The sequence below is a fragment of the Corynebacterium liangguodongii genome (genome assembly GCF_003070865.1).
Taxonomy (GTDB): Bacteria; Actinomycetota; Actinomycetes; order Mycobacteriales; family Mycobacteriaceae; genus Corynebacterium; species Corynebacterium liangguodongii.
Genome location: NZ_CP026948.1, coordinates 1375006 through 1394831, shown reverse-complemented (window position 1 = coordinate 1394831; position 19826 = coordinate 1375006). Strand labels below are relative to the sequence as shown.

The window sequence follows — 19826 nt, the reverse complement described above, 5'->3', positions numbered from 1 at the left end:
ATGTGACTTGCATGTCTGTCACGAACTCGCCACGCTCGACCGCGCGCTCCCAGACCAGCCCACGTGGGCGGGGGAGCTCCCAGCGGGCGACGTCGGCCGGGTACGCGGCGTCGATGACGCACCCGCGCACGTCGACCCGGCTCGCCGCGGACACCGCAGAGGAGCGCGTGGGCTCGGCGTACAAGGCCGTCGGCGGATCCATTAGCGCCGCCGCGCGCGGGGTCGGCGGCGTGTTCTCGCGCCTTGGCGGGCGCTCTCGCGATAGCGCCCCCGCCGAAGCAAACGAGCACCAGCCGCGCAACCGTCGCGGGGCGCCTGAGGATCTAGAGGACGGCAGGGGGCAGGAGGACTCCCGCGGCCGCGGCGACAAGCGCCCCGGCTCGGCCGACGCGGTCGGCCTCGCGCTCATCGGGCTTGCCGCCGTCATCGGCGCGTTCGTCTGGTTCGACATCGCCGGCCCCGTGGGCCGCGTCCTCGCCGAGGGCGTGCACTGGATTATCGGTGCCGGGGCGCTCATCCTGCCGGTGGGGCTTGTCGCCATCGCGGTCGCGCTCATGCTCGATACCGACGCCGACCGCGCGATCAGGATGCGCGTGAGCGCGGGAATTGCGATTATCGCGATCGGCATGCTCGGGCTCGTCCACGTCTTCGCGGGCAACCCGGGGGACTGGGAGGGCCGCCGGGTGGCCGGCGGCGCGGTCGGCGCGCTTATCGGGGGCACCCTCGCCGCCGGCTTTTCTTCCTACGTTGCGGTACCGCTGCTCGCACTCGTGATCACCTACGGCGCACTCAAGACGACGGGGGTGAGCGTGCGTCAGGCCGTTGACCTCCTTAAAGGGTCCGCGGCGAGCGCGATGGGGGGCTTGAGCACCCCTGTGGAAGACGGCGAGGACGACCTCTACGGTCACGTGGATAAGGACCTCGATGACATCGCCTCCGGGCGCGAGCGGAGGCACCGCCGCCCGGCGGCGACCGAGGTGGTCGCGCGGCCGCGGCGCAGCAGCCCGCTTGATAACTACCCGGCGGATGAGACCCCATCGCGTGTCGATACGCGGCAGTTCAGCAGGCCCGCGCCGCGCCCCGCGGCAGACGATGAGCCGGATACCGCGGAGCACACCCAGGTCCTTCCGGTCCAGCCGGTCCACGCGGGCCGCCCGGGCAAGGCTGCCCCGGCTCAGTCCTCGAGGCCGCCCAGGCGCGAGGATTCCGCGGACCCAGAGACCCAGAACAACGAAGATTCCACGCCCCGTGGAGCGAAGGAGGAAGACGGGAACAAGGGCGGTGGCGACGCTGTGGCGTCGTCACGCGAGGCGATGCGCGCAGCAATCGTCGCGCGCTCCGGCATCGACCCCTCGGCGGTGCCCGCCAGCACACCGAAGTCGGAGCTTGAGCGGGATACCCCGGCCGTGCCCGCGCGCCGCGAGCCCGAGGGCGAGTCTGACTACGTCGTGCCTTCGACCGACCTGCTCATCGCGGGCACCGCCCCGAAGACCCGGACCGAGGCCAACGATCGGATGATCGAGGCGATCACGGACGTCTTCGAAGAGTTCCACGTCGATGCGAAGGTCACCGGGTTTTCCCGCGGGCCGACAGTGACGCGCTACGAGGTCGAGCTGGGCCCCGGCGTGAAGGTGTCGAAGATTACCAACCTGCAGTCGAACCTGGCCTACGCCGTGGCCACGGAAAACGTCCGCCTGCTCACGCCGATCCCCGGCAAATCTGCGGTTGGTATCGAGGTGCCTAACCTCGATCGCGAGATGGTGCGCCTGCGCGACGTGTTGGATGCACCGAGGGTGGTCGAAGATCGGGATCCCATGCTCATCGGCCTGGGCAAGGACATCGAAGGCGAGTTCATCGCCTCGAGCGTGCAGAAGATGCCGCACCTGCTTGTCGCAGGTTCCACCGGCTCCGGTAAGTCGGCCTTTGTCAACTCCCTGCTCGTCTCGCTGCTCACGCGCGCGACGCCGGAGGAGGTGCGCCTCATCCTCGTGGACCCGAAGATGGTGGAGCTCACCCCGTACGAGGGGATCCCGCACCTGATCACGCCGATTATCACCCAGCCGAAGAAGGCCGCGGCGGCGCTGCAGTGGCTGGTAGAGGAGATGGAACAGCGCTACATGGACATGAAGTCCTCGCGCGTGCGCCACATCAAGGACTTCAACCGGAAGGTCCGTTCGGGCGAGCTTACGGCCCCGCCCGGCTCGGAACGCGAGATGCGCCCCTACCCGTTTATCATCTGCGTCGTCGACGAGCTCGCCGACCTCATGATGACGGCGCCGAAGGAGATCGAGGAGTCGATCGTGCGCATCACGCAGAAGGCGCGCGCGGCCGGCATCCACCTCGTGCTGGCAACCCAGCGCCCCTCGGTGGACGTGGTGACGGGCCTGATCAAGACGAACGTGCCGTCGCGGCTCGCCTTCGCCACATCGTCGTTGACGGACTCGCGCGTCATCCTCGACCAAGCGGGTGCGGAGAAACTCATCGGCATGGGCGATGGCTTGTTCATCCCGCAGGGCGCGGGCAAGCCGCAGCGCCTCCAGGGGGCCTTCGTCACCGACGAGGAGATCCAAGCCGTCGTCGAGGCCGCGAAGGCGCAGGACGAGCCTTCCTACGTCGAGGGCGTGACGGAGGATAAGCAATCTGAGCAGAAGGTCATTGACGACGACATCGGCAAGGACCTCGACGACCTGCTCGAGGCCGTCGAGCTCGTGGTCACCTCGCAGCTCGGCTCGACGTCGATGCTGCAGCGCAAGCTGCGCATTGGCTTTGCCAAGGCGGGCCGGCTGATGGATCTCATGGAAACCCGCGGCGTCGTCGGCCCGTCCGAGGGATCGAAGGCCCGCGAGGTGCTGGTCAAGCCGGAAGAGCTCGACACCATTTTGTGGATGATCAAGGGCGCCGACCCGGCAGAGGCTCCCAAGGACGAGCCCGCGCTTGACGACGCCCCCTCCAACCTCCCAGGTACCACAGAGGGCGAGTCGGACACCCGCGTGGTGCAGGCGACACGCAACCCCACGGGCGGGGCCTTCTAGCTCGCGGTTGCCATCGTGTAGACTTTCTCTCGCATTGGAGGGGAGTACCCCGCAAGCGCCCCGGATCGTCAACACGGTGACCGCCCCATGGCGGCCCCGGCCGGGGCGGCCTGACGCCTAGAGAGGGTGGGGGAGACCTCCGGTCACGTAATTGACGTTCCTGACCGGAGGGAAACCATGGAAGTTCCAGTGTGGATTTGGCTCGTCACGGGCACAGTAATCCTCGCGTTCTTTATCTTCGATTTTGCCACCCACGTGCGACAGGCTCACGAGCCGTCGATCAAGGAGGCGTCGTTCTGGACGCTGTTCTACATGGCAATGTCCGCGCTCTGCGGAGGGATGGTCTGGTGGCTGTGGGACGGCGAGCACGGCGTCCAGTACTTCACCGGCTACATCACGGAGCTCGCGCTCAGCGTTGATAACCTCTTCGTCTTCGCGCTGATCATGGCCTCGTTTAAGATCCCGCGCAAGTACCAGCAGAAGGTGCTCCTGCTCGGCATCATCATCGCGCTCGTCTGCCGCCTACTCTTCATTTTGCTCGGTGCGGCCATCATCCAGGCGTGGTCCGATGTCTTCTACATCTTCGCCGCCTTCCTGCTCTACACCGCGATCAAGCTCATCTGGGACGAGGCGACGGACCAGCCGGAGACCGACCCGAACGACATGGCGGTGGTCAAGGGGCTGCGCAAGATCATCCCGGTGACCCGCTCCTACCACGGTGACAAGCTTTTCTCCTTCACCGAGGCAGGTAAGCGGGCCGCGACCCCGCTGTTCGTCGCTCTGCTCGCGATCGGGTTTATCGACGTCATGTTCGCCTTCGACTCGATCCCCGCGATCTACGGGATTACCTCCGAGCCTTTCATCGTGTTCACGGCCAACGCGTTCGCTCTGATGGGTCTGCGCCAGATGTTCTTCCTCCTCTCGGGCCTTCTCGATCGCCTGGTCTACCTGCCCTACGGCCTGGGCCTCATCTTGGGCTTCATCGGCGTGAAGCTGCTGCTCCACGCTCTGCACGAGAACAACCTGCCGTTTATCAACGGCGGAGAGGGCGTCTCGGTCCCGGAGATCGGCACAGTGACCTCGCTGCTCGTGATCGTGGGCATCCTCGCCGTGACGGTCGTGGCCTCGCTGGTGAAGGACCGCATTGATATCAAGGCGGGCCGCAAGGACGCCGATGGGCCGACCTGGCACATTGATTACGACGACCACGGCAACCGCCGCAAGGTCGACAACGCGGGCAACCACATCGAGTGGATCGATGACCCGGCGACCTCGGGCCGCGGCGACCACACGGCGACCGGCTCGCGCGAGGCTGGCCACCTCGACGTCTCCCGCGGCGGGGACAAGTAGTATTGGTGTTGTGAGCCAGACTGCAAACGACCAGACCGCGGGGGAGCCAGGCGCCGAGCCGGGCAGGCAATCTAATTGGAACCTGCCGAACGTGTTGACGTCGCTACGCATTCTTTTCGTGCCGGTTTTCGCCTGGCTCGTTCTCTCTGAGCGCTGGTGGTGGGCGTTCGGGCTGTTCGTCGCGCTTATGGCCACCGACAAGCTCGACGGCGATATCGCCCGCGCCCGCGGTCTGGTCACGGACTTTGGCAAGATCGCCGACCCGATTGCCGATAAGGCGCTGATGATCACGGCGCTGGTGACGCTCAACATCACCTCGACGCTGCCGGTGTGGATCACGGTGCTCATCGTCGCCCGCGAGCTCGGCATCACCGCGTGGCGCATGGTCTTGTTGCGGCGCGGGCGCGTCGTGCCCGCGTCGAAGGGTGGGAAGCTCAAAACGGTGCTCCAAACGCTCGGCGTGGCGCTCTACCTGTGCCCGCTGCCGCAGTGGATGGAGGTACCCACCTTCGTGGTCATGCTCGTGGCCACGGCCGTGACGGTGATCACCGGCGTGCAATACATCCTGGACGCGAGGAAGGCGAACAATGGAGAGCATTAACCCCACGGCGGCCGAGCTCGTCGCCGCGCTTGTGCAGCGCAACCAAACGATCAGCTTCTGCGAATCCTTGAGCGCAGGCCTGGCCGCGGCGACGCTGGCTACCGTCCCCGGCGCCTCAGCTGTGCTGCGCGGCGGCCTGGTTGTCTACGCCACGGACCTCAAAGGCACCCTCGCCGGGGTGGGCGAGGACGTGCTTGCGGCCCACGGCCCGGTCTCGCCGGCCACGGCGCGGGAGATGGCGCGCGGGGCGCGGCGGGTGTGCGGATCCGACTGGGCGGTTGCGCTGACCGGGGTGGCCGGCCCCGAGACCCAAGATGGGCACCCCGTCGGCGAGGTGTGGGTGGGATTGGCCGGGCCGCGCTATACCGCGTCCTTCGCGGCGGCGGAGCTCGTCCCGGCGGAGGCCGGGCGCTACACCCTGCTCGAGGGCGCGCCGGAGCCGGTGCGCGTGCTGGCGGGCGGGCGCGAGGAGATCCGGCGCGCCGCGGTGGAGGCCGCGCTCGTCGGCGCGATCCGCGGCGTGCGGGAACAAAACTGATCGCTGCGGCGTTAGCACCCATGATGGCAACCACAACTCTTCTCCGCGAAAGCGTCGCCCCCGCACACCAGGCGGCCCACCCGGAACGCATTGCAGCGCCAGAGCCGCTGCTGCGTGAGGCCCTGGGTATGTCCCTGCGGGCCTTCCGGGCCGACAAGAACGTCTCTCTGCGCGAGCTCGCCTCCCGCGCGCGGGTCTCCTCCGGCTACATCTCCGAGCTCGAGCGCGGCCGCAAGGAGGTCTCCTCGGAGCTCCTCGCCGCCATTTGTGACGCGCTGGATACCACCGTGGCCGAGGTGCTGGTGGAGACAGTGACGAACCTCTCGCTGCGCTCGATCACCGCCGAGCTGGAGCGCACGGCACCGGCCGCAGCGGAGATCTAAGAGCGCGCCGTAGCGCGGCGTTTACGGCTACGATGGGTGAGCGATTGTCCATAATGAACGCTCTCAACGAAAGGTGTGACGCCCACCATGGCTAACCCGTTTACCAAGGCATGGAATTACCTCATGGCGCTGTTCGACAGCAAGATTGAGGAAAACGCCGACCCGAAGGTCCAGATCGAGCAGGCCATCAACGAGGCGCAGCGCCAGCACCAGGCGCTCTCCCAGCAGGCCGCCGCGGTCATTGGCAACCAGCGCCAGCTTGAGATGCAGCTCAACCGCCGCCTCGAGGAGGTGGAGAAGCTCCAGGCCAACGCCCGCCAGGCGCTCCAGCTCTCCGATAAGGCGCGCGCCGAGGGCGATGCGCAAAAGGCCCTCGAGTACGAAAACGCTGCCGAGGCGTTCGCCGCCCAGCTCGTCACCGCGGAGCAGAGCATCGAGGACACCAAGCAGCTCCACGACCAGGCGCTCCAGCAGGCGCAGCAGGCGAAGCAGGCCGTGCAGCGCAACGCCGCGCAGCTGCAGCAGCAGGTCGCCGAGCGCTCGAAGCTGCTCTCCCAGCTCGAGCAGGCGAAGATGCAGGAGAAGGTCGCCGAGACCATGTCGTCGATGAACGCGCTGACCTCCGGCACCCCGAACCTCGACCAGGTGCGTGACAAGATTGAGCGTCGCTACGCTAACGCTCTCGGCCAGGCCGAGCTCGCCCAAAACTCCGTCCAGGGCCGCATGGCCGAGGTGGAGCAGGCCGGCATCCAGATGGCGGGCCACGGCCGCCTGGAGCAGATCCGTGCGGAGATGGCAGGCGAGCTGAAGTCCGCGGAGAATCCCGCGATCGAGCAGGGCGGGTCGGCCCGCACTGGCGGTGAGGCAAGCGCCTCGGCCTCGAACGTCTCCTCCGACGCTGTCGAGGCCCGCATGCGCGAGCTGCGCGGCGAAAGCTAGCCCACGGCTAGTCTCCCGCGCCCCGCGCGAGGAGGGCATCGCCCATCAGCTGGGCGCGGCGGATGCTGCGCACCACCACCGGCGTGGCAAATGCCGTAAGGGAAAGCCCCGCCCCGCGGGCCGCTCGCGCATCGGCGACCTCCGAGACGGTGTGGGCCATGAGCGGGACGAGCCGGATGGTCAGGGAAATCGCCAGCGAGATCGCCTCCACGTTCACCCCGAGCTTGGAGAGCGGGGCGAGGCCGGCCTCGATGGCGTCCATCATCTCCTCGATGGTGGTGGTCAACGTCACAAGGTTCGCCGCGGCAAGCGAGGCGAGCACGCTTATTGACGTCACAAGACCCGCCGCGGCGCCGTCCTGCCACGCTAGGTAGGCACCCAGCAGCGCGATGAGGGGCACAACCGGGGCGATCTGGCGCACCGCCAACCCGAAGGGGATGCGCGCGGTGGCGTAGGCCGCGGCGATGCACCACAGCACGGCCACGCCGTGCCAGGGTTCGGTGGGTAGCGCCGCGGTGCCCACGGCGAGGACGAGCACGACGATGAGTTTCAGCCCGGCGGGCAGGCGGTGGAGCCACGAGTGGCCGGGGGAGTAGACGCCGAGCGGGGGAGCGTACCTCACGTGTGCTGCTCCATGAGGGAGAGGTAGAAGTCGATGGCGGCGGCGGGTGGGGCGTCGCAAAGCACGCGCCCGCCCTCCACGCAGAGCACCCGGTCGAACCCGGCGAGCGCCTCGAGGTCGTGGGTGACCACGATGAGCTGCTGCGGTAGCGCGGCGAACTCGCCCAGGATCCGGCGGCGGTTCCGGAGGTCGAGAAGCGTGGTGGGTTCGTCGGCAATGATGGTGTCGGGCTCGGTGACGAGCACGGCGGCCAGCGCAAGGAGCTGTTTCTCGCCGCCGGAGAGTGTGTGCGGGGAGTGCTCGCGCTTGTCGGCCAATCCGAAGCGCGCCAAGGCCTCCTCGACGCGGCGGTCAACCTCGGCGCGCGGGAGCTTGAAGCGGCGCAGGGAGAAGGCGATGTCATCGGCGACGCGGGGCATGACGATCTGGTTTTCCGCGTCAGAGAAGACGAAGCCGACGCGCCGGCGCACGCGCTTGCCGTGGCTAGCGGTATCGAGGCCGTCGTAGAGCACGCGCCCCGTCGTGGGCGTGACCAGGCCGTTGATGAGGCGCACGAGGGTGGATTTACCGGAGCCGTTAGAGCCGATGATGCCGATGCGGTCCTCGCGCAGCTCCAGGTCGGTTGGGTGGAGGACCTCCTTGCCGCCGAAGCTCACGCCCGCGCCTTGGAGACGGATCGGCGGCATTAGCTTCTCTCGCCCCGCAGGAGGCCGGGGAACGCGGAATGGACGCCGAGGGCGACCGCGACCATCACGGCCATCTCCAGTACGTCGGTCGGGATGAACGGGAGCTGGGCCGCAAGGGCAGCGGGGACGTCGAGGCCCGCGCGCAGGACCATCCCGGCCGCCCCGCAGAGGTACTGCAGCGCGAGGCCGAGGATGCCCGCGAGCGTGAAGAGCGCGACCTGTGCGGAGCGCCGCTTATCTGCACCCCTTGCGGCAATGAACCCGGCGACCGGCACCGCGATGAGGTAGCTCAGGACGTAGCCGACGGTGGGGGAGCTGAGCGAGAAATAGGTCGTACGGCCCCCGGCGAGGACGGGGAAGACGAAGCCGACGAGCAGGAAGAGTGCCGCGACGAAGAACCCGCGCCTGGGCCCGAGCACCATGGCGGCGAGGATGAGCGCGGTGTTTTGGAGCACGATGGGCACCCCGAGGGCACCGACGGGCACGGAAACGAAGCCGAGCACGATCACGAGCGCGGTGAAGACGGCGACGTAGGCAATATCGGTCGTGGCCGGGGAGCCGCTGTGCTGGGAGGATGAAATCGATGTGCTCATGGTGGAAACCCTACTTAAACGCTGTTCAACTCGGTTGAGTGGGGTGGGCGCGTGTAGATTGGGCCCATGCGTTTGACGGAATTTCACCAGCTCGTCGTCGACGAATTCGGCCCAGCGAACGCGTCGTGGGTGATCGACTCCCAGGTCCTGCCGGGCTACAGCCAGACCGCCAGCGAGATGATCGAAAGCGGAATCGACCCAAGGGAAGCCTGGGCCGGGTTGTGCCGCGCCTACGACATCCCGGAGGAGCGCCAGCTCGGGGTGGATAGGCCCGGGTTTTAGCGAAGCCGCGCGGCGCGCCTTACCGCAATCGAACATGCTTGCGTGTACGGTGGTGCCGTAAAGCTATGGTGTCGCGGGGGCGCGCTACGTTAGCAGCAACGAATTCGGCCCCCGCGGGAACCGGGGTACCGGTCGCGGGAGTCTAAGGAAAGTAGAAGGCCCACCGCGCGGGCGGCAACAGGAAGCAAGTAAGGGAGAGTTGAAACAATGGCAACGAAGAAGAAGGCCACAGCGGTAGCCGGCGGGGATCGGCAAAACGCGCTCGACGCCGCCCTGGCGATGATCGAGAAGGATTTTGGCAAGGGTGCCGTGATGCGGCTGGGGGACGAGAACCGCCCGCCTATTCAGTCGATCTCCTCCGGTAACACTGCCATTGACGTCGCCCTCGGCATCGGCGGATGGCCGCGCGGGCGCATTGTGGAGATCTACGGCCCGGAATCTTCCGGTAAGACCACCGTGGCGCTGCACGCGATCGCCTCTGCGCAGCGCGCCGGCGGCATCGCCGCGTTTATTGACGCCGAGCACGCGCTCGACCCCGACTACGCCCGCAAGCTCGGGGTGGATACGGACAACCTGCTCGTCTCCCAGCCGGATACGGGAGAGCAGGCGCTCGAGATCGCCGACATGCTCGTGCGCTCCGGTGCGATTGACATCATCGTCATTGACTCGGTCGCCGCGCTCACCCCGAAGGCCGAAATCGAGGGCGAGATGGGCGACTCCCACGTGGGCCTGCAGGCGCGCCTGATGTCCCAGGCGCTGCGCAAGATGACCGGCGCTCTCTACAACTCCGGCACCACCGCGATCTTCATTAACCAGCTGCGCGAGAAGATCGGCGTGATGTTCGGCTCCCCGGAGACGACCACGGGCGGCAAGGCGCTGAAGTTCTACGCCTCCGTGCGCTGCGACGTGCGCCGGATCCAGACACTGAAGGACGGCCAGGACTCCATCGGCAACCGCACCAAGCTCAAGGTGGTCAAGAACAAGGTATCCCCGCCGTTCAAGGTCGCCGAGTTCGACATCATGTACGGCGAGGGCATCTCGCGGGAGAGCTCGATCATTGATATGGGGGTGGACAACGGCATCGTGAAAAAGTCCGGCTCCTGGATCACCTACGAAGGCGACCAGCTCGGCCAGGGCAAGGAGAAGGCGCGGCTCTTCCTCAAGGAAAACCCGGACGTGGCCAACGAGATCGAGGACAAGATCTTCCGCAAGCTCGGCGTCGGTGCCTACGCGGGTGGTGCCGGCGACGACGCGCTTACTGACGACCCGGTCGACATGGTGCCGAACATCGACTTCGACGACGAGGACGACGACCTCGACGTGCCCGGCGTGACGGGTACCGAGGCCGAATAGGCGTGGCGGAGCCGGATCCGGAGAAGGTCGCTCGGCTGCGCGCTGCGCTAGACGCATACACGCCGGGAGGCGGGATCGTCGACCGCGCGGAGGAAGAAGCGCTCGCCCCCGTGCGCAAGCGGGCGCTCGGCCTGCTCGACCAGCGGGCGCGCTCCCGCGCGGAGTTGCGCGAGCGGCTCATTCGTGCGGAGTTCGAGCCCGGGCTAGTCGAGCGTGTTATCGACGACCTGGAGCGCACCGGCCTGGTGGACGACGCCACGTTTGCCCGCGAGTGGGTGCGCCAGCGCGCCGCCCGCCGCGGCAAGTCCGCCCGCGCGCTCGACGCGGAGCTGCGGGTAAAGGGCGTGGCGCAGGACGTGCGGCGCGAGGCCCTCGAGCAGGTCACCCCGGAGGACGAGGAGGCCGTAGCGCGCACGCTTGCCCAGAGGAAGGCCCGCGAGATCAAGCAACCTCCGGCCGGGCGGGCCGAGTACGACAAGTACCTGCGCAGGGTTGTTGGCGTTCTCGCGCGCCGTGGCTACGGCGCCGAGCTGGCCATGAGGGTGGCCCGAGAGGCGCTCGACGCGCGCATCGGGGAGCTCGAAGAGTGCATGTGAGCTGGGAAATGCCGAAAATGGTAAAGGCGAGTAAAAGGTGGTAAAGGTGCTCGCTAGGCTTACCCCATGGCCTGGCTCGAAGACTTCTCTGATGACACTCTGGATACGTGGCGCGCCGCGGGTCTGGAACGCTTCCCTGCGACATTTTCGACGGCGCAGCTGCCGACAAGCACGATCGACGGCCGGGAGATGGTGCTCTTTAGCTCCTCGAATTACCTTGGGCTGGCCGAACATCCGCGCGTGGTGGCCGCCGCGGTGCGGGCCACACGCACTCTCGGCGCCGGCTCCGGCGGGTCGCGCCTGACCACGGGCACGACCATCGCGCACCTTGCGGCCGAGGCAGATTTTGCCCGGTTTTTGGGATACCCCAGCGCGGTGCTCTATTCCTCAGGTTTCGCGGCCAACACGGGCGTGCTCCAGGCCCTTGCGGGCCCGGGCACGCTCATTCTTTCCGACGCACTCAACCACGCCAGCCTTATCGACGGCTGCCGCCTTGCCAAGGCCTCCGGGGCGGAGGTCAAGGTCTACCCGAACCGTGATGTCGCGGCAGTAGACGATGCGCTACAGGCCCACCCCACGCGGCGCTGCCTCGTGGTCACCGACGGGGTGTTCTCCATGGATGGCACGCTTGCCCCGCTGCAGGAGCTGACCCGGGTGTGCCGGGCGCACGGCGCTGCGCTCATGGTCGATGACGCCCACGGCACTGGTACGGTGGGCGAATCCGGCAGGGGGATTGTCGAGCATTTCCGCATGGAGGAAGACGCCCCGGACATCCTCGTCGCCACGGCCTCGAAGGCACTTGGGGCGGAAGGCGCGGTGGTGGCGACTTCGGAGGGTGTTGCACACGTCCTGCGGCAGAGGTCTCGGCCCTATGTCTTTTCCACCTCACCGGCCCCGGCGACCTGCGCCGCGATCTCGGAAGCCCTCGAGATCGTCTCGGGCCCTGAGAGCCCCGTCGCGGCGCTGCACGACAACGTGGAACGGCTGGCGGAACGGCTCGGCTGGGGCGGCTGGGACAGCCCCATCCTGCCCGTCCCGGTCGGTGACGAGTCCAGGGCTATGGAGGCTTCGGCCGCGCTGAAGGAGGCTGAGTTCTTCGTGCCGGCCATCCGCTGGCCCACGGTGCCGCGGGGTCGCGCGATCCTGCGGGTGACCGTGATGGCAACGCACACGCCTGAGCAGATCGACGCGCTGGCGGGCGCGCTGGGGGCGCTCGCCTAGCGGACCCGCCGCGGTTATGACGCCCGCGCCGCCGGCGATAGACTGTGCCACCGTGACAACCCTGAACCAGAACGCCCCCCGCACCTTCGAGGTCCGCACGTTCGGCTGCCAGATGAACGTGCACGACTCTGAGCGCATCTCCGGCATGTTGGAAGACGCCGGTTATGTCGCCGCCGGCGAGGGGGCAGAGCCCGACCTCGTGGTCTTTAATACCTGCGCGGTGCGAGACAATGCGGACCAGCGCCTCTACGGCACGCTGGGGCACCTCAAGTCGGTCAAGGACAACCACCCCGGGATGCAGATCGCTGTTGGTGGCTGCCTGGCGCAAAAGGATCGCGACACGGTGATTGAGAAAGCGCCGTGGGTGGATGCGGTCTTTGGCACGCACAACATCTCCGCGCTGCCCGCGCTGTTGGATCGCGCCCGGGTCAACGACGCAGCTCAGGTGGAGATCGTCGAGGCGCTTGAGGTCTTCCCCTCGGTGCTGCCCGCTAAGCGGGAATCCTCCTACGCGGGGTGGGTGTCCATCTCGGTGGGGTGCAACAACACGTGCACGTTTTGCATCGTGCCCTCCCTGCGCGGCAAGGAGCTCGACCGCCGCCCCGGCGACATCCTCGCCGAGGTACAGGCGCTGGTGGATCAGGGGGTGAGCGAGGTGACCCTGCTTGGCCAGAATGTCAACGCGTACGGTGTTCACTTCGTCGATAAGGAGCTCGAGCGCGACCGGTCGGCGTTTTCCAAGCTGCTGCGCGCCTGCGGGGAGATCGAGGGCCTGGAGCGCGTGCGCTTTACCTCCCCGCACCCGGCGGAGTTCACGAGCGACGTTATCGACGCGATGGCGGAGACGCCGAACGTGTGCCCGCAGCTGCACATGCCGCTGCAGTCCGGCTCCGACAAGGTGCTCAAGGACATGCGGCGCTCGTATCGTTCGAAGAAGTTCCTCGCCATCTTGGACGAGGTGCGCGAGAAGCTTCCCGACGCCGCGATTACCACCGACATCATCGTCGGCTTCCCCGGTGAGACCGAGGAGGATTTCCAGGCCACCCTCGACGTCGTGGAGAAGGCACGGTTTACCTCGGCGTTTACCTTCCAATACTCCCCTCGTCCCGGCACTCCTGCGGCGGAGATGGAGGCGCAGGTGCCGAAGGACGTGGTGCAGGAGCGCTTCGAGCGCCTCGTCGCGCTGCAGGAGCGCATCAGCGCCGAGGAGAACGCCAAGCTTCTCGGCACCGAGGTGGAGCTGCTGGTCCAGGCGGGCGGCGGCAAGAAGAACGACGAGACGAAGCGGATGTCGGGGCGTGCGCGCGACGGTCGCCTCGTGCACTTCTCGGCCACGGGCGACGTCGACGGCTCGGTGCGCCCGGGAGACTACGTCACGGTGACGGTCACCGACGCCAAGCCGCACTACCTGATCGCCGACTCGGGCGTCACCGAGCACCGCCGCACGAGGGCCGGAGACAATTCGGAGACCGGTGCTGTGCCCACCACCGCGCCGGTGGGGGTCGGTCTGGGGATGCCCGCGTTCGGCAGGCCTGGGGCGTCGTCACGCAGCGGGGAGTGATCAGCATGAGCCAGGAGGAGAAGCGGACTGTCGAACTCGGGGACGCGCGGTGGGTGCTTATCGGCGTCATTGTCGTGTACCTCGTCGCCCTCTTCCTCCCGTTCGCCGGCGGCGCGAGCGGGTGGCAGGTGCTGGCGATGACCGACGCCTCCGACCAGGCGCAGGTGACGCTTACCGAGTTCCTCTTCGTCCTGCTGTCCTTCATCGGTGTGGCCGTACTGTCCACCCTCACCCTCATTACGCGCCGCTTTGCCGTGGCCGCGCTGGGCTGGATGTTTACTACTGTGTCCCTCTTCGGATCGGTGCTTGCGCTGTGGCTGCGCCGCACGAGCGTGGCATACGATATGGGGCTTCACCATGGGCCGGGGATCTACCTGGCCATCCTCGCCGTCGCGGTCGCGGTCTTTACCTACATTCCGGTGGTGCTGCGCCGCGGCGAGGAGCAGGATGAGGGTCACGTTGAGCGAGACGAGGTCGCCCTCGCGCAGGAGGCCGCCACGCGCGCGTCGGTAAGCGAGGAGAACCCGCTGCTTATCGACGACCGCCGCGCCCGCGCCGCCGAACGGCACAAGAAGTATCGGGAGTCCTAGCCGACACCGCGACCGGAAATATCTTGCCGATGCTGGCCTTTCGGCATAGAATTTCCTGCATCTTGGTGCCAATCGGAAGGATTCTGCCGACATGCCCGCACCCGACAACGGAGCCGTGGAACGTATCGGTATTGAGATACGCACTATGCGCAAAGAGTACATGCTGACGCAGCAGCAGTTGGCGGAGTTGGCGGGGATCTCGGACCGCACCTTACGCGACATTGAGGCAGGCAGGGAAGGCCCCAGCATCGGCACCGTGGTGAAGGTGTTGAGCACGCTCGGCCTCGATCTGGAGGTGAGGCGGTGACGCCTCTCGACCAGCTCCGCTTTGTCGGCCAGGCCGACGTCTACAAAACGGGGACACTTTCCGGAAACCTCAAGCGCATGGAAAACGGGGAAGTTCAGTTCGAATACGTCCCGTCGTATGCGGGCGAGGCGATCGCGTTTACCCTGCCTCTGGGCGAAACATTCCGAGGAACTGGGTTGCCCGCCTTCTTCGCCGGGTTGCTTCCGGAAGGACACCGGTTAAGCGTCTTGCAGAAGAGCGCGAAAACCTCGCTCGACGATGAGCTGACGCTTCTGCTCGGCGTTGGCCACGATGTTCCCGGCGACGTTCAGGTCGTCCCACAAGGCCAATTACCCGAAGAACGAGAGGCACTGGTTACATCTTCCGCGGACGAATGGGACTTTCTGGAGATCACCGGGGTCGTGGATTCGCACGCCATTCCAGGGGAGCAGCCAAAAGCCTCCGCATTCATGGTGAATATGCCGGTGCCCAGCAAAAACGAGCAGGCAATTCTGAAAATCGATCCGCCGGACCACCCGCACCTCGTGGAGAACGAGGCACTTCACCTCGCCCATGCCCAAGCGCTGAAGATTCCCGTCGCGCGGGCGCGTACGGTAGCTGACAGGAACGGGGTTCCGGGTTTGTGGGTAACACGGTTCGACCGGGTGGGTGACGGGGATTCCTTTACCCGGTTAGCAACGGAGGACGCCGCTCAAGTGATGGGCGTGCTACCAGCACGGAAATACACTGTGGACGCCGAGACCGCGGTCGCTGCCCTCGCACAGTGCTGTTCGTCGCCGAGAATTGCGGCCCGGAACCTCTATCTCCAGTTTCTGTTCGCGTGGCTCACGGGAAATGGCGACCTACACGCGAAAAACATCTCGATCCTGCGTGACTCCCAGGGGCGGTGGAACGTTGCACCACTGTACGACATCCCGTGCACGGCGCTCTACCAAGATATGACGATGGCGCTGCCAATCGCGGGACGGGTCAAGGGGCTATTCCGGAGGCACTGGCTGGATTTCGCCGATTCCATCGACCTGCCGCAGGCCGTTGCGCGCAGTTCGATCGAGCTGGCGCTGCGGGCCGCGTCTGCGGTCGATCTAAACTCATTGCCGTTTTCGGGATCCCCACTGAAAGGCGCGGAACGGGAATTGCGTAACCGCCGCCTGAAGATGGAAAGCTAGCTCTTTTTGCTTGGAAACGACACCAGCGTCGCGAGCAGCGGGAAGATAGCGACGGTGAGTGCACCCCCGGCGACGAAGATTGACGACGTCTCTTGGTCCAGAATTTCGGAGGAGACCGCAAGCGACGTCACCGCGACGATGATCGGCAGCCCGGTGGCCGCGTACAGCGCGACCTGGAGGCGCTCGCGCAGCGACAGCTTGTCGTCGCCGGTCCGGTGGCTGTTTTCCCGGAGGAAGACCGGCAGGCCCCGGGCGAGCAGGATGAGCAGCGGTACACCGATCACCGGCAGCGCGTTGTCGCGGATCACGTCCCAGTCGATGTCCATGCCCGAGGTGACGAAGAAGACGGGGATGAGCAAAGAGTAGAAGACGGCGTCGAGGGCCGGCTCGAGGTCGTCGTGGATGTCGTCGGGGGCGGCGGCGTTGAGGATGAACCCCGCGGCGAACGCGCCCAGCACGATGTCTAGCTCGAAGACCGCGGTGACTGCCATCAGGATCGCGAGCACCAGGATGATGAGGCGCAAGATCGTCTGGTCGGTCGCCCCGGAGGCGGCGAGGAACGCGCGGCGCACCCAGGGGAAGCGGTTTCCAATCGCCCGCGGCATCGCGGCGACGATCGCCGCCACCACGAGGAACGCCAGGAGGATCAGCGCAGTGGCCAGGGTTGAACGGACGCTGAGGAGGAGCGCCATCGCGGTGATCGGGGCGACCTCGCCGATCGCGCCGTGGATCATGACGGAGCGGCCCACGGGGGTCTCCGTCATACCGTCCTGCTTGAGCATGGGCATCACGGTGCCTAGGGCGGTCGACGTGAGCGCGATGCCGATGACGAGGGAGAGGGCGACGTCGCGAAGCAAAAGCCAGGCGCCCGCCGTGGCGAGGACGAGGCAGAGAACCCACGTGAGGAGGGAGCTTCCCACCTGGCGGGAGCGCAGGCTGGAGCGGTCGATCTCGAAGCCCGCGAGGAGAAACAGCGCGCCGACGCCGAGCTCCTTTAACATGCCGATGCCGCCGTCGACCTCGGCGAGTCCGAGTGCTGACGGGCCGATGATCACGCCGAAGAGGAGCAGCAAGGCCACCGAGGGGAGGAAGCCGCGAGTGAGCTGCGAAACGATGGGCGCGAGCAGCGCGGCGCCCATGATCCACGCTATGCTGACCAGCGACGATGCTTGGTCAACCTCCGCGGATGCGAGGATGAATGCGGAATCCATGGGGGACAGGGTACGCGCGCTAGGGGAGCGGTCCACACTTCACTGAAAACAGCGGTTTACGCGGACGACGGCACGGGCGCTCACCGAAAAACGAGCGGCCGCTTGACGACGATCCCGACCGTGTCGCCGAACCACCCACATCGCCTCCGAAGTCCAGATATAGTTCCGGGAGCATGGACACCACTTACGAGCAGCTCGCCTACGATGAGTTCGTGCGTCGCCGCCAAGGTTCCGAGCTTATGGACATACCGGAGCGTGAAGGACCCTTCGAGTTTGACCCGCGGCACCTCAGTCTCATCCGAAAGGCGGACTTTTTCTTTCTTGGAACGGTGACGGGAGCGGGCTGGCCGTACGTGCAGCATCGCGGTGGACCCAAGGGCTTCGTTAGACAGCTCGGTCCCACTACGTTGGGCTGGCTGGAGTACTCGGGTAATCACCAGTATGTTTCCACCGGCAACATCGATCGTGATGGGCGGGTGGCGATGTTTTTCGTCGATTTCCCCACGCGCACGCGGCTGAAGGTCTTCGGTGTTGCGCGCGTGGTGGAACTGCAGGAAGACCCGGAGCTCATCGAGCGGCTGCGCGAAACGGACGGCGGCCGGATCAATTTGGTTGCTACGCATGCCTTCGTGGTCGACGTCACCGCCACCGACCAGAACTGCACGAAACGTATCAAGCCGCGATGGGATAAGGAGCAAATCGACGAGCGCATTGAGCTTTACCGGGCTGATATTCGCGAGCTGAAGGAGCGTATCTCGCAGCTGGAAGAGGAGTTAGCCAGTCGTTAGCGTTCGCACGGACCAAGCCCTCGGTTGCGAGATATCTGTACGGTCCAATCATCTATTCGGGATTGATAGGAGGCATGTCGCGTCCCGGTAAGATCAATTCGTCATATGTAAGTCAGTGCAGCATAGGCCAAGCACAGACCAGGTACCTGCGCAAACAAGGCCTGTCTATCAGGAAAACTGCAGCGGACGTAGGCCATGCCCCTGACAACAAGCCCCACAAAAATCACCAGGGTTTCCAACCAGATACACCACTAACCATGATGCGAACTCGGCTGCACAGCCCAGCGCCACTTGGTGGCGAGGAACCCGACTACGCTCAGAGGACAAAATTCGTCTCGCCGCCGTCGGCGTAAGTACTGCCGGAGACGGCAACATCTCTCCTGCAAATAGCGTTGAAACCCCCGTCATCGAAAGACCGTGGCCCGTCCTCGTGGCAGCCACACCGACAACCACCTCCGAGCTTGATGGAGGAGGACCCCCACATGGGGGGGTTAGGACACTTCTCGGTCGCATGGAGCAAAAACAGTGTACCATTGGAAGCTGGGCACCGGAAGCGGTTTAGGTGCGAGGCCGCAGAAAAAATGGTGCTGATCACTTCAACTTCCACTAGGGGGCAAAATTGGCCGCAAAAACTCGTCTCAAGCTCGGCGCCGTCGTTCTGGCCGCAGCTCTGCCACTGTCAGGGGTAAGCGTTGCCAATGCGCTATCGGTTTCAGAAAATGCAGAACTCACGCAATCGCAGCTTGAGTACGCGCGGAACGAAGGGTTGACACCCGAGCAGATTGAAGAAGCACAATAAGCCGCGGAGCTGATGGAGAATCTCTTTGAGGCTGAGAGCCCCGAAGAGCGCGAGCGTATCCTAGTGGAAACGATTGGCGTTGAAAACGCAAATGCTGTCGCGAGCCGGTTGGGACTGCAAGTCTCCGAGCTCTTCTCCGACGAGATTGTAAATGACGGTACCGGTAACCGGAGCGTTGGTGAGTTCTTGACCTGCATGCGTTCCGAAGTCACCGATGATCTGAAATCCATCTTCGACATCAACGCTATCGCCGCACTTATCGGGCGAGAAAAATACTGGGAGGCTGCTGTAGAAGCAGTCAAATTCCTCGCCAAGCAAGGCATCAAGCGGAACGTAGCGGGGCTGGCCGCGACGCTGGCGTTTTACGGCGGAAAATGCGCTTGGGCTCGGATCCAAGGATAGAACCAACTAGGGAGGAAGCTGAATGAGCAAAGAGTCAAGCTGGCAAACAGTTCTCGGCCTAATCGGTCACTGGTTGATAATGGTTGCAGGGGCCCTGCTGTATATCGCAATCCGCAGGGTTCTCAATTTTGACTCTAGCTTCAACTGGCACCTTTGGGGCGATCTCGTGCTATTCGGAACACTTGTAGATTTCCTCGTCTGGAACTACTCCCGCCCGAAAACGGATTCAAACGGCAGCGGCCGTTCGTAGACCGCTGTGCTGGCTGCAAACCGAATTGCGACGCTTCCCCCGATGCGGGAAGAGTCTTTTCTTCGATTTTGGAGGTATGAGCTAGCGTTATCTACTTAGCTCGCGCGCGACGCCAGGCGCTCGACGCCCACTCGCAGTAGGCAGCTTCGCGATTTTCGTATCAATGGTGCCAAGCGGGTGTCCAGTACGCGGCGCGGTACCCATTGCGCGGGCCGCGGACTCGGGGCGTGCCAGGCCACCCCACATACTGTCTATCTGGGGCAGACAGTATGTCGTTGGTGTAGCACGCCGATCATCTCCCGCATCAGATTCCGCGACGCGTACGTGAGTAGTTCGCCGAGACGAGAGTGATTGGGGGCAGGCGATATCCTGCGAGCCAGTGCCTGGCAGCGGCGGTTCCACCTCTGAGGATGGGCAAGAGCTGATTCGAAACATCAACCTGATCGTTGGAAGCACGAAATCTCATCCCGCATCACAGATACAGCGCACCAACAGGCGTATCCCGGGTATGCAGAAAAGGGAGTAACGGCGCTGCCCGTCGTTTAGGCTTGACTGT

At 65.4% G+C, this 19826-nt stretch carries 21 protein-coding genes; 17 read left to right on the top strand and 4 right to left on the bottom strand.

Features of this window, described 5'->3' with window-relative positions; genetic code table 11:
* The first annotated feature begins 11 nt into the window (after positions 1 to 11).
* The 6 genes from C3E79_RS06710 (at position 12) to C3E79_RS06685 (ending at position 6843) form a co-directional block, all read left to right on the top strand.
* On the top strand, positions 12 to 3032 hold the full coding sequence (locus C3E79_RS06710) for a DNA translocase FtsK (RefSeq protein WP_108404215.1): 3021 nt from the start codon (positions 12 to 14) through the stop codon (positions 3030 to 3032).
* Positions 3033 to 3209: 177 nt separating this feature from the next.
* Positions 3210 to 4382 (top strand): TerC family protein, encoded by a 1173-nt coding sequence (locus C3E79_RS06705; protein ID WP_108404214.1) that lies wholly within the window; start codon positions 3210 to 3212, stop codon positions 4380 to 4382.
* Positions 4383 to 4392: 10 nt separating this feature from the next.
* On the top strand, positions 4393 to 4983 hold the full coding sequence (pgsA, locus tag C3E79_RS06700) for a CDP-diacylglycerol--glycerol-3-phosphate 3-phosphatidyltransferase (RefSeq protein ID WP_235840576.1): 591 nt from the start codon (positions 4393 to 4395) through the stop codon (positions 4981 to 4983).
* A complete protein-coding gene (locus tag C3E79_RS06695; protein WP_108404212.1) occupies positions 4970 to 5521 on the top strand; it encodes a CinA family protein in 552 nt (183 codons plus the stop codon). The genes pgsA and C3E79_RS06695 overlap by 14 nt, the downstream gene beginning before the upstream one ends.
* Positions 5522 to 5544: 23 nt before the next feature.
* Positions 5545 to 5904 carry a helix-turn-helix domain-containing protein gene (locus C3E79_RS06690; protein ID WP_179948263.1) on the top strand — a complete coding sequence of 120 codons (360 nt, stop codon included), beginning with the start codon at positions 5545 to 5547 and terminating at the stop codon, positions 5902 to 5904.
* A gap of 87 nt (positions 5905 to 5991) precedes the next feature.
* Positions 5992 to 6843: a PspA/IM30 family protein gene (locus C3E79_RS06685; RefSeq protein ID WP_108404210.1), complete on the top strand. Its 852-nt coding sequence runs from the start codon at positions 5992 to 5994 to the stop codon at positions 6841 to 6843.
* Between the two features lie 7 nt (positions 6844 to 6850).
* Here C3E79_RS06685 and C3E79_RS06680 read toward each other — a convergent pair whose 3' ends face one another.
* Genes C3E79_RS06680 through C3E79_RS06670 form a run of 3 tightly spaced genes read right to left on the bottom strand, consistent with a single transcriptional unit; the run spans position 6851 to position 8744 of the window.
* Complete coding sequence (locus C3E79_RS06680; RefSeq protein WP_108404209.1) at positions 6851 to 7465, bottom strand: energy-coupling factor transporter transmembrane component T family protein; 615 nt, start codon at positions 7463 to 7465, stop codon at positions 6851 to 6853.
* Positions 7462 to 8151 carry an energy-coupling factor ABC transporter ATP-binding protein gene (locus C3E79_RS06675; protein ID WP_108404208.1) on the bottom strand — a complete coding sequence of 230 codons (690 nt, stop codon included), beginning with the start codon at positions 8149 to 8151 and terminating at the stop codon, positions 7462 to 7464. The genes C3E79_RS06680 and C3E79_RS06675 overlap by 4 nt, the downstream gene beginning before the upstream one ends.
* Positions 8151 to 8744: a biotin transporter BioY gene (locus C3E79_RS06670; RefSeq protein WP_108404207.1), complete on the bottom strand. Its 594-nt coding sequence runs from the start codon at positions 8742 to 8744 to the stop codon at positions 8151 to 8153. The genes C3E79_RS06675 and C3E79_RS06670 overlap by 1 nt, the downstream gene beginning before the upstream one ends.
* A 66-nt stretch (positions 8745 to 8810) precedes the next feature.
* Between C3E79_RS06670 and C3E79_RS06665 the strand changes: the two genes are divergently transcribed.
* The 8 genes from C3E79_RS06665 (at position 8811) to C3E79_RS06630 (ending at position 15820) form a co-directional block, all read left to right on the top strand.
* The gene (locus C3E79_RS06665; RefSeq protein ID WP_108404206.1) at positions 8811 to 9026 is read left to right on the top strand and encodes a DUF3046 domain-containing protein; all 216 of its coding nucleotides are present in this window, start codon (positions 8811 to 8813) and stop codon (positions 9024 to 9026) included.
* A 207-nt stretch (positions 9027 to 9233) separates the two neighbouring features.
* A complete protein-coding gene (recA, locus tag C3E79_RS06660; protein ID WP_108404205.1) occupies positions 9234 to 10379 on the top strand; it encodes a recombinase RecA in 1146 nt (381 codons plus the stop codon).
* A gap of 2 nt (positions 10380 to 10381) precedes the next feature.
* Positions 10382 to 10975, top strand: coding sequence for a recombination regulator RecX (gene recX / locus C3E79_RS06655; protein WP_108404204.1), 594 nt, complete (start codon positions 10382 to 10384; stop codon positions 10973 to 10975).
* A 66-nt stretch (positions 10976 to 11041) separates the two neighbouring features.
* Positions 11042 to 12196 carry an aminotransferase class I/II-fold pyridoxal phosphate-dependent enzyme gene (locus C3E79_RS06650; RefSeq protein WP_108404203.1) on the top strand — a complete coding sequence of 385 codons (1155 nt, stop codon included), beginning with the start codon at positions 11042 to 11044 and terminating at the stop codon, positions 12194 to 12196.
* Between the two features lie 16 nt (positions 12197 to 12212).
* Positions 12213 to 13757, top strand: coding sequence for a tRNA (N6-isopentenyl adenosine(37)-C2)-methylthiotransferase MiaB (miaB, locus tag C3E79_RS06645; protein WP_179948262.1), 1545 nt, complete (start codon positions 12213 to 12215; stop codon positions 13755 to 13757).
* A gap of 5 nt (positions 13758 to 13762) precedes the next feature.
* Positions 13763 to 14347, top strand: a complete 585-nt coding sequence (locus C3E79_RS06640; RefSeq protein WP_108404201.1) for an Rv2732c family membrane protein — start codon at positions 13763 to 13765, stop codon at positions 14345 to 14347.
* Between the two features lie 91 nt (positions 14348 to 14438).
* Positions 14439 to 14654 (top strand): helix-turn-helix domain-containing protein, encoded by a 216-nt coding sequence (locus C3E79_RS06635; RefSeq protein ID WP_108404200.1) that lies wholly within the window; start codon positions 14439 to 14441, stop codon positions 14652 to 14654.
* The gene (locus C3E79_RS06630; RefSeq protein ID WP_108404199.1) at positions 14651 to 15820 is read left to right on the top strand and encodes a type II toxin-antitoxin system HipA family toxin; all 1170 of its coding nucleotides are present in this window, start codon (positions 14651 to 14653) and stop codon (positions 15818 to 15820) included. Before C3E79_RS06635 ends, C3E79_RS06630 begins: the two co-directional genes overlap by 4 nt.
* Here C3E79_RS06630 and C3E79_RS06625 read toward each other — a convergent pair.
* Positions 15817 to 17031 carry a cation:proton antiporter gene (locus C3E79_RS06625; RefSeq protein WP_108404198.1) on the bottom strand — a complete coding sequence of 405 codons (1215 nt, stop codon included), beginning with the start codon at positions 17029 to 17031 and terminating at the stop codon, positions 15817 to 15819. The two genes, C3E79_RS06630 and C3E79_RS06625, sit on opposite strands and share 4 nt — an antisense overlap.
* A 173-nt stretch (positions 17032 to 17204) precedes the next feature.
* On the opposite strand from C3E79_RS06625, the gene C3E79_RS06620 reads away from it, so the two are divergent.
* From C3E79_RS06620 to C3E79_RS06615, 3 genes are all read left to right on the top strand, one after another.
* Positions 17205 to 17819, top strand: coding sequence for a pyridoxamine 5'-phosphate oxidase family protein (locus C3E79_RS06620; protein WP_108404197.1), 615 nt, complete (start codon positions 17205 to 17207; stop codon positions 17817 to 17819).
* Between the two features lie 619 nt (positions 17820 to 18438).
* On the top strand, positions 18439 to 18618 hold the full coding sequence (locus C3E79_RS11355; protein WP_146183372.1) for a hypothetical protein: 180 nt from the start codon (positions 18439 to 18441) through the stop codon (positions 18616 to 18618).
* Between the two features lie 12 nt (positions 18619 to 18630).
* On the top strand, positions 18631 to 19020 hold the full coding sequence (locus C3E79_RS06615; protein WP_108404196.1) for a hypothetical protein: 390 nt from the start codon (positions 18631 to 18633) through the stop codon (positions 19018 to 19020).
* Positions 19021 to 19826 lie beyond the last annotated feature (806 nt).